Annotated in this window: 8 protein-coding genes; 6 read left to right on the top strand and 2 right to left on the bottom strand. The window is 70.2% G+C overall.

All coding sequences use genetic code 11. The features are described from left to right. Positions 1–153 precede the first annotated feature (153 nt). Positions 154–855 carry a hypothetical protein gene (locus ACFVM3_RS01670; RefSeq protein WP_378434577.1) on the top strand — a complete coding sequence of 234 codons (702 nt, stop codon included), beginning with the start codon at positions 154–156 and terminating at the stop codon, positions 853–855. Here the strand turns inward: ACFVM3_RS01670 and ACFVM3_RS01665 are convergent. Then, positions 825–1487: a response regulator gene (locus ACFVM3_RS01665; RefSeq protein WP_378434575.1), complete on the bottom strand. Its 663-nt coding sequence runs from the start codon at positions 1485–1487 to the stop codon at positions 825–827. The genes ACFVM3_RS01670 and ACFVM3_RS01665 overlap by 31 nt on opposite strands. Further along, positions 1484–2743 carry a sensor histidine kinase gene (locus tag ACFVM3_RS01660; RefSeq protein ID WP_378434573.1) on the bottom strand — a complete coding sequence of 420 codons (1260 nt, stop codon included), beginning with the start codon at positions 2741–2743 and terminating at the stop codon, positions 1484–1486. Before ACFVM3_RS01660 ends, ACFVM3_RS01665 begins: the two co-directional genes overlap by 4 nt. A 132-nt stretch (positions 2744–2875) precedes the next feature. Here ACFVM3_RS01660 and ACFVM3_RS01655 point away from each other — a divergent pair, with 132 nt between their 5' ends. From ACFVM3_RS01655 to ACFVM3_RS01635, 5 genes are all read left to right on the top strand, one after another. Beyond that, a complete protein-coding gene (locus tag ACFVM3_RS01655) occupies positions 2876–3559 on the top strand; it encodes a DUF998 domain-containing protein (RefSeq protein WP_378434571.1) in 684 nt (227 codons plus the stop codon). Further along, on the top strand, positions 3510–4382 hold the full coding sequence (locus ACFVM3_RS01650; protein ID WP_378434569.1) for an ATP-NAD kinase: 873 nt from the start codon (positions 3510–3512) through the stop codon (positions 4380–4382). Before ACFVM3_RS01655 ends, ACFVM3_RS01650 begins: the two co-directional genes overlap by 50 nt. Positions 4383–4454: 72 nt before the next feature. Next, a complete protein-coding gene (locus ACFVM3_RS01645) occupies positions 4455–5732 on the top strand; it encodes a GAF domain-containing protein (RefSeq protein WP_378434567.1) in 1278 nt (425 codons plus the stop codon). Between the two features lie 106 nt (positions 5733–5838). After that, positions 5839–7233 (top strand): hypothetical protein, encoded by a 1395-nt coding sequence (locus ACFVM3_RS01640; protein ID WP_378434565.1) that lies wholly within the window; start codon positions 5839–5841, stop codon positions 7231–7233. Beyond that, the gene (locus ACFVM3_RS01635; protein ID WP_378434564.1) at positions 7233–8198 is read left to right on the top strand and encodes a glutamate ABC transporter substrate-binding protein; all 966 of its coding nucleotides are present in this window, start codon (positions 7233–7235) and stop codon (positions 8196–8198) included. Before ACFVM3_RS01640 ends, ACFVM3_RS01635 begins: the two co-directional genes overlap by 1 nt. Positions 8199–8238: the final 40 nt, after the last annotated feature.

Here is an 8238-nt window from a genome sequence, read left to right as displayed (position 1 = left end):
GCCTCCTTCCTTGCGCCAGGCGCAAGGAAGGAGGCCATCATGTACTCACGGTCGGCCCTAACCGTCCTCGTGGTCTGATCCTGACGAAAGTGCAGGCTCCCGCCTGACCTTCGCCCGCTGTCCAGCGTCGTCCCTATCGGCGACGCTTCCGCCATGAACGGGAAAACCGGCCGATGGATCGGCGGACTGGCACTGATTCTCGCCCCGCTCGTGTGGTTCGCGGGCCTGTTGCTGCGGCATCTGGTGCTCAAGGACTTCACGCCGGAGCAAGTCGCGTGGTTCGACCAGCAGCCCTTCGCCGCGCCCGGACAGCTGGCCGCGTACGCCGCGAACCCGGGCTTCGTAACGGCCGCGTACTCGGTCTTCCTCCTGGGAGCGGTCCTCCTGTTGCCGGCCTTCCTGATGCTGGCGAAGGTCGTCGCGGCGAAGGCGCCGGCGCTGGCCGCCTGGGGTTTCCTGCTACTCGCGTTGGGTTTGTTCGCGCGGGTCTACTTCGCCGGTGTCGACCTGAACGCCTTCGAGCTCGTCGACAAACTCGGTCTGGACCAGGCGACGAGGCTGGTGATGGACGACTACGTCGACCTCTCGTACGGGTTGTGGCGGCTCCCGGTCACCGCGTCGGTCGGCCAATACGCCGGGGGATTGCTGCTGGCCATCGGGGCGTTCCGGGCAGGCACCTTCGGCATCGCACGGGCGCTGCTGTTCCTCTGGCCGTGCACGCTTTGGATGGGAGTGCTGAAGGAAAGCGAGTTCCTGAGCGTCGTCACCGCGGTGGCTCTCGGCCTGGCGCTCGTCCCGCTCGGCGTCCGCGTGCTGTTCGACCGTCAGGTGGGGGAGACGAGCCCCGCCTCGTAGGCGAGGACGATCGCCTGTGCCCGGTCCCGCAACCCGAGTTTCGCCAGTATCCGGCCCACATACGTCTTGATGGTCTGCGCCGAGAGCACCAGATCCGCGGCGATCTCCGGATTCGACCGTCCTTTCGCGATCAACCGCAGCACTTCCCGCTCGCGTTCGGTGAGCACGTCGAACCTCGCCGGGGACGGCCGCGGAACCGGCGCGCTCGCCACGAAGTTCGCGATGAGCCGCTTCGTGACCGCGGGGGAGAGCAGGGCGTCACCGGCGGCGACCACTTCGATGGCGTTGATCAGTTCGGCCGACGGCGCGTCCTTCAACAGGAACCCGCTCGCGCCCGCCCGCAACGCTTCGTAGACGTAGTCGTCCAGATGGAACGTCGTCAGGACGAGCACTTTCGGCTTCTCGCCGTCACCTTCGAGCAGTCGCCTGGTCGCTTCGAGACCGTCCATCACCGGCATCCGGATGTCCATCAGGACGACGTCCGGGGGCGTGGCCAGCGCGGAGACGCCCGCGAGCGCCGCGATCCCGTCGCCCGCTTGGCCCACCACGTCCAGACCCGGTCGCGCGTTCAGCAGGCCGGCGAAACTCTCCCGCACCAAGGCCTGGTCGTCGACGATGAAAACGGTCGTCACGTGTCGTCCACCCCCGGGAGATCCAGCTTGACGGCCACGCGGAAACCGCCGTCGGCCCGCGGCCCGGCCTCGTGGGAACCGCCGATCAGCGTAACGCGTTCGGCGATCCCGGCGAGGCCGGTGCCGTCGCTCGAACCAGGCTCGGTGGGCCGTGCGGGCGGTCCGTTCTCGACGAGGATCTCGAGCTCGGCGGGTTTTCGCCGCATCACGACGTCCACTTCCGCACCTGGGCTGTGCCGGGCCGCGTTGCTCAGAGCCTCCTGAAGGATCCGGTACGCGGCCAGTTCGATCAGCGCGGGAACGCCTTCCCCGCCGGAGATCTCCGCGCGGACCTCGATTCCGGAGGCCCGGCAGCCGTCGATCAGCGACGGCACCTCCGCGAGCCCCGGCTGTGGTTCGTGCTCCGGCTCGGCCTCCGCGTCCCGCAGCACGCCGACCAGCCGCCGGGCCTCGTCGAGCGCTTCCCTCGCCGCGACCCCGATGGCGCGGAACTCGTCCTCCGCGGCCTCGGACACGTCCGGGACGCGGTAGCGCGCGCTGTCGGTCCGCAGCGCGATCAGCGAAAGGTGGTGGCCGATGATGTCGTGCAGTTCCCTGGCGATCAACGCGCGTTCCTGCAACGAGGCCCGTTTCGCCCGCTCCTCGACCGTCGTGCGCTCGGCCGCGTCGGCCTGCTCCAGTGCCCGGCGGCGTTGCTGCATCCCGTAGCCGGCCACGATGGTCGCGGCCACCACGATCAACGACCACACCAAGGTCTTCGTGCCCGCGCGCGGTAACTGCGCGATGCCCGCCGCGACGGCCAGCGTCACGGCGATGGTCGAGATCCCCCTGCCCTGCCCGGGTTTCGTGCGGGCGAGCGTCAACGCGAGCACCGGGAGATACGGCAGGACGTGGACCTGCAACGGCCAGTCCGACAGGGTCGGGCCGAACAGCGTGCGGCCGGCGGGGAAGTTGACCGCGATGATCGCGCTGACCATCCCCGCCGCCGCCACCCGGACGGCGGTCAGCGGACGCTTGACGACCAGCAACGGCGGCACGATCTGCAGGAGCAGCAGGAAGAAGACCAGCGGCACGCTGCTGCCGCCGAGGTAACGCGCCCATGTGCCGTAGGTCAGGCCCACCAGCACCGTGAGCGCGGATCCGGCGAGGAGTGTCTTGACCCAGACCGGGCCGCGCCACCAGGCCGACGGCGGTTCCAGATCGGCGTCGCGTCCGGTGAGGAGCGCCCACCCCAGTGAACCGCCGTACGAGTCCATGGCTCGACGCTAACGACGCCGCGGACCGGGCACATCCCCTCGTTGGGGACACCGGGAGTCCCCAACGAGGTGACGCGGACTGCTCGCTCGGGCGGGATGTGCCGGACGGTGGCACGCGGTCAGGCTCGCCTCATGAACGACATCAGAGGGCTGATCCGGCTGTCCGCGTTCGCGTGGCTGTCCGTGGGACTGGTCATCGCGGTCTACGTCGAGATCGTCAACGCCGGCGCGGTCGATCCGCTCGCGACCACCTTCAGCGAGTACGTCCACGTCGGCGAGGGCACGCGGCTCGTCGGGGTCGCCATGCTGGCCGTCGGCTTCGGCGCGCTGACCGTCGCGGGCGGCGTCCACCTGTCCGGGGCGGTGTGGGCGGCCAGGCTCGTCGCCCTGTTCGGCATCGGGCTGTGCGTGCTCGCGGTGTTCCCGCAGGAGCCGATGGATCAGCCGCTGACCTGGTACGGCGCGATCCACCGGCATGCCGCGCTCGCCGCCTTCGCCGCGTTGCCGCTGGCAGGACTGGTTCTCGGCGCGGCCCGGCGGCTGTCCTACGCCGCGCTGGCCGCGATGGTCGTCTTCGTCGCGACGTTCCTGGTCGACGCCCGCGCGGTGAGCGGGCTGGCCGAACGGATCCTGCTGATCCTCGAGCTCGCGCTGCTGGTCGCCTTCACCCGCCGCGGTGGCTTTGTGATGCAACCTCGTGCAACTCTTTCTTTCGTGGCCCGGACGTCGTTTCCTTGTAGGGACTTGGCGCGGCAGCGGAGGACATGTGGGCGAAGCGGTTGCGGGGATCGTGGCGAACCCCGCTTCGGAGCGTGACATCCAGGGCCTGCGTTCGGCACTGAGGGTGGCCGGCGTCGGCCGCGTGATGGTGTGGACCGACGCGGGGAAGACCATCGGCGCGGTCCGCCGGATGGTGGACGCGGGTGCCAGCGTGATCATCTGCCTCGGCGACGAGACCATGATGCGGGCGGCGGCGGCCGCCTGCGGCGACGTGCCGCTGCTGATGTTGCCCGCCGGAGGCGCCGACGAGTCCACCGTCGCCGGGCTCGCCGCCGGGCTCGTGGCCACCCATCAGGTGGACACGGACCTGGTCACGAACCGCGCGACCGTGCTCGAGGTCGTCACCAAGGCCCGCCGCGAGATCGCGCTGACCGACGTCAGCGTGTGCTCCGAGAGCCGGTGGGACTCCGCGTCGCTGACCGAGCTGTACTGCACGTTCGCCGTGCCGGACGGGGTCGGGCTGTCGAGTATTCCCGGGCGGCTGTGCCCCAGTCCGAAGTCCACTGTGGATGGTGTCGCGGTGTCGCTCGGGCCGGTCGACGAGACGCCGTACGTCGTGCAGGCGCCGATCGCGCCCGGCGAGGTCCGGGCGGTGGGCGTCCGTGGCTGGAGCGTGCTGTACGCCGGGGTCCGGGTCGATCTCGCCGCCGCCGGCGGCTCCATCGCGCTCGACGGCCAACCGCATTTCGTGCTCAAGCAGGGAGAGAGCGCTTTCGTGGAGCTGAAGCCCGACGGCCCGTGGTGCGTCGACGTCCGCGCCGTGATGGCCGAGGCCACCAGGACCGGTCTGCTGCTGGGCCGGAAGCCTGCGGAGGTCGTTCCCACGCCCCGCCTCGCGGACGCGCCCTTCTCCGGGTAAGCCGCGCCCAGGTCACAGAGACCTTCCGCTCCCCGGGACCTCCGGGCACACTGGCCTGAACAGAGCAGAGGAGTGGGCCAGGTGCAGCTGGAGGCGGCGCTGCCGGTCGGCGCGGACCCGCGGCGGCACGCGCGTGCCCTCGCCGAGGTGCGCGAGGCGGCGCTCGCCGGAACCACGCTTCCGAGTGCTCCGCGAGCGGTCATCGGCGCCTCCTGGCAGCGTATGCGGCGTCTCGGCCTGGACCCGGATCGCGGCTCGCCGTCGTCCGCGCTCACCCCGGACCAGCTGGAATCCCGCCGTCGCGGTAGCGGCCTCGCCTCCGTCCTCCCCGTTCTGCGCGGCGGCCTGATCAGCCTCGCCGAGCAGGCCGCGCACATCATGGCCGTCGTCGACGCCGACGGCCGTGTCCTCTGGCGTGACGGCAGCACCGCGGTCCGCCGCCGCGCCGACGGGCTCGGGTTCGTCGAAGGGGTCGGCTGGCACGAGCGCGCCGCGGGCACCAACGCCATCGGCACGGCGCTGGTCGCCCGGCATCCGGTCCAGGTCTACTCGGCCGAGCACTACGTCAGCAACCAGCACGATTGGACCTGCGCCGCCGCGCCGCTGCACGATCCGAGGGACGGCAGGCTGCTCGGCGTCGTCGACCTCTCCGGGCCGGCCTCCACCGTGCACCCGACGACTCTCGCCCTGGTCGATACGGTCGCGAAGCTCGCCGAAGCGCATCTGCGCACCACCCATCTCTCGGATCTCGAACGGCTGCGTGGCCTCGCCACGCCGCTGCTCGCCAAGGTGAAGGGCCGGGCGGTCATCGCCGACCCGCACGGCTGGATCGCGGCCTCGGCCGGTCTCGTGCCGGTCGGCCGGATCGCGTTGCCGAACGACGCCGCTCCCGGCCGCACCTGGCTGCCGACCTACGGCGAATGCCTGCTGGAGCCGCTGCCCGGCGGGTGGCTCGTCCGGCTCACCGAGGGGGAGGACGCGCCGCCGACACGGGTCGTACTCGATCTGAGGTCGTCGCGTGAGAGCACGCTGCGCGTCTCGGGCGCGGCGGGGACCTGGTCGCATCGGCTGAGCCCGCGGCACGCGGAGATGCTGTACGTCCTCGCGCGGCATCGCGAAGGCAGGTCGGCGTCGGAACTGTCGCGCGACCTCTTCGGCGACACCGGCCGCACCGTCACCGTCCGCGCGGAGATGTCCAGGATGAGGCGGCATTTCGGCGGGTTCCTGCTGGCCAGGCCGTACCGGTTCGGCGACGACGTCGAGGTCGTCGTGGAGCGGCCGTCCGACGGCGAGGTGCTCCCGCATTCGGTCGCGCCCGCCGTCCGCGCCGGCCTGGAAAAAGGCCTTTGACCCTGTCCGGAGATCACGTGCCGATGACACACGCCGGTGTCACTGGCTGCGCTGATCCGGACTCGGATACCTTCTTTGCGGGTAGAGCCAATGGGGAGGATCGGCGATGACGAGCACAGTGACCCGGCCGGGGCCGCCGGGGAGCCCCGAGCCGCCCCCCGCGCCGGGAGGTCGCGGAGGGATCGCCGGGCTGCTCGAACTGCCGGGCAACGGGATCCGCGCGGTCGTCCGGTCCGCGGCGACCACGCCGGGCAGGCTGTCGGTGATCGCGATCGGGCTCGTCCTGCTGTCGCTGGTCGCGGGCCTGTTCGGCACGCTGGCCGCGCAGGACAAGAAGGACACGATCAACGGTCTGATCGACCACCGCGAACCGCTCGCCGCCGCCGCGCAGCAGGTCTACCGCGCGCTTTCGGACGCCGACGCGACCGCGGCCAGTTCCTTCCTCTCCATCGGCACCGAGCCGCTCCCGATGCGCCAGCGGTACGAACGCGACATCGCGGAGGCCGGGGCGGCGCTGGCGAAGGCGGCATCGGACTCCTCCGGTGTCGGTGAGGCGGCCGAGCAGATCAACATCCTCAGCCGCGAGATCCCCGTCTACACAGGACTGATCGAGACCGCGCGCACCTACAACCGGCAGGGTTTCCCCGTCGGTGCCTCGTATCTCCGTGAGGCGTCGGAGCTGATGCGGTCGAAGATCCTTCCCGCCGCACAGGAGCTCTACCGCACCGACACCGACCGGCTCGCCGCCGAACAGGACGACGCGACCGGATTCCCTTGGCTGGCAACGGCTTTGGTGCTCGCCCTGCTCGCCGCGCTGATCGTCACCCAGGTGCACCTGACCCGGAAGACCAACCGGGTGCTGAACGTCGGGCTGGTCGTCGCGACGGTGTCGGTGGTGGTGGCCCTCCTGTGGGGCGCGGCTGCGCTGATCGTGCAGAGCTCCCTCGTCGGCAGCGGTGAAGATGACGGCTCGCACCAGGTGGACGTCCTCGTCCGCGCCCGGATCGCGGCATTGCAGGCTCGAGCCAACGAAACGCTGACCCTCGTCGCCCGTGGTGACGGCGCGGCGTACGAAAAAGACTTCATCGATCTCGCCGGGCAACTCGGCGGGACGGACGGCCAGGGCGGCCTGCTGGGTGAGGCCCGCGGTCTCGCCGCGGGTGGCGCGGCCGCGGACAAGGTGGACGCGGCCATCCAAGCGGCGTCGGCCTGGTTCAAGGCGCACGGTCAAGTGCGGCGGCAGGACGACGACGGCTCCTATCAGGACGCCGTCGACACCGCCATCCGTGACGACAAGCAGGACGGCGCCGCCAGAGCGTTCCTGCGGCTCGACGAGAACCTGGTGGCCGCGATCAACGTGGGACGGCAGGAATTCCTCGACGACACCCGCGACGCCGAACGCGCGCTGACCCTGCTCGCGCCGGGAATCGCGGTACTGGCGCTTATCGCGGCGGCAGGGGCCGCGTTGGGAATCCGTGAACGGCTGAGGGAGTACCGGTGATGCGGAACGGTCTGCGAACGGCCGTGCTCGGCGCGGTCTTGGTGCTGGCGACGGCTTGTGGCAGCGCGGGGACACCGGTCGACCCGGCCCCCGTCGGCGAGGTCGCGCCGCCGCAGCCCGCGAACGTCGGCGGTGCCGACAACGCAGGCGGTGGCGGAACGACCGACACGAGCTGCAATCCGCTGGCGAGTCTGCGGCCGACCAACGGCACGTCGATCACGAGCGGTTCGACGATGGCGAAGATCAAGGAGAACGGCAAACTCGTCGCGGGGGTCGACCAGACGACGTTCCTGTTCGGTTTCCGGAATCCGACTTCGGGTCAGCTCGAAGGCTTCGACATCGACATGGTCAACGAGATCGCGAAGGCGATCTTCGGCAGCGCGGAAGGCCGTGTGCAGTTCCGGGCGATCCCGTCGAAACTGCGGGAAGAAGTGCTCGAGAAGAAGCAGGTCGACATCGTGGTGCGGACCTACAGCATCACCTGCAGCCGGCTGAAGAAGGTCAATTTCTCGACGGCGTATTACCAGGCGGGGCAACGGATCCTGGTCGAATCCGGGTCGAAGGTCGGGAACCTGTCGGACCTCGGCGGGCGGCGGGTGTGCGCGACCAAGACGTCGACCTCGCTGACGAAGATCGCGGCGGATCCGTCGAAGCCCGTGCCGGTCTCGGTGGACAACTGGTCGGACTGTCTGGTGATGCTGCAGCAGAAGCAGGTCGAGGCCGTGTCGACGGACGACGTCATCCTCGCCGGGATGCTCGCGCAGGACCCGACGCTGAAGATCGTGGGGAGCCGATTCACCGAGGAGAACTACGGCATCGGTGTCCCGAAGGAGAACGAGGACATGGTGCGGTTCGTGAACGCCGTGCTGGAGAACGTGCGTGGCGGCGCGTGGCAGGCGAGCTACGCGAAATGGATCGGCAACAAACTCGAGGGCGGGACGCCGCCTTCGCCCGTGTACAAGTGAGAACGGGCCGTTCGGGTTTCGCTCCCGAACGGCCCGCTTC

Origin of the sequence: Amycolatopsis sp. NPDC057786, assembly GCF_042797905.1 — a bacterium.
GTDB lineage: Bacteria > Actinomycetota > Actinomycetes > Mycobacteriales > Pseudonocardiaceae > Amycolatopsis.
The sequence above is the reverse complement of the archived record's forward strand: the minus strand, read 5'-3'. Positions and strand labels throughout refer to the sequence as shown.

Coding starts and splice junctions, on each gene's coding strand:
- ACFVM3_RS01670 (WP_378434577.1), top strand. CDS start 154: ATGAACGGGAAAACCGGCCGATGGATCGGCGGACTGGCACTGATTCTC.
- ACFVM3_RS01660 (WP_378434573.1), bottom strand. CDS start 2,743: ATGGACTCGTACGGCGGTTCACTGGGGTGGGCGCTCCTCACCGGACGC.
- ACFVM3_RS01655 (WP_378434571.1), top strand. CDS start 2,876: ATGAACGACATCAGAGGGCTGATCCGGCTGTCCGCGTTCGCGTGGCTG.
- ACFVM3_RS01640 (WP_378434565.1), top strand. CDS start 5,839: ATGACGAGCACAGTGACCCGGCCGGGGCCGCCGGGGAGCCCCGAGCCG.
- ACFVM3_RS01635 (WP_378434564.1), top strand. CDS start 7,233: ATGCGGAACGGTCTGCGAACGGCCGTGCTCGGCGCGGTCTTGGTGCTG.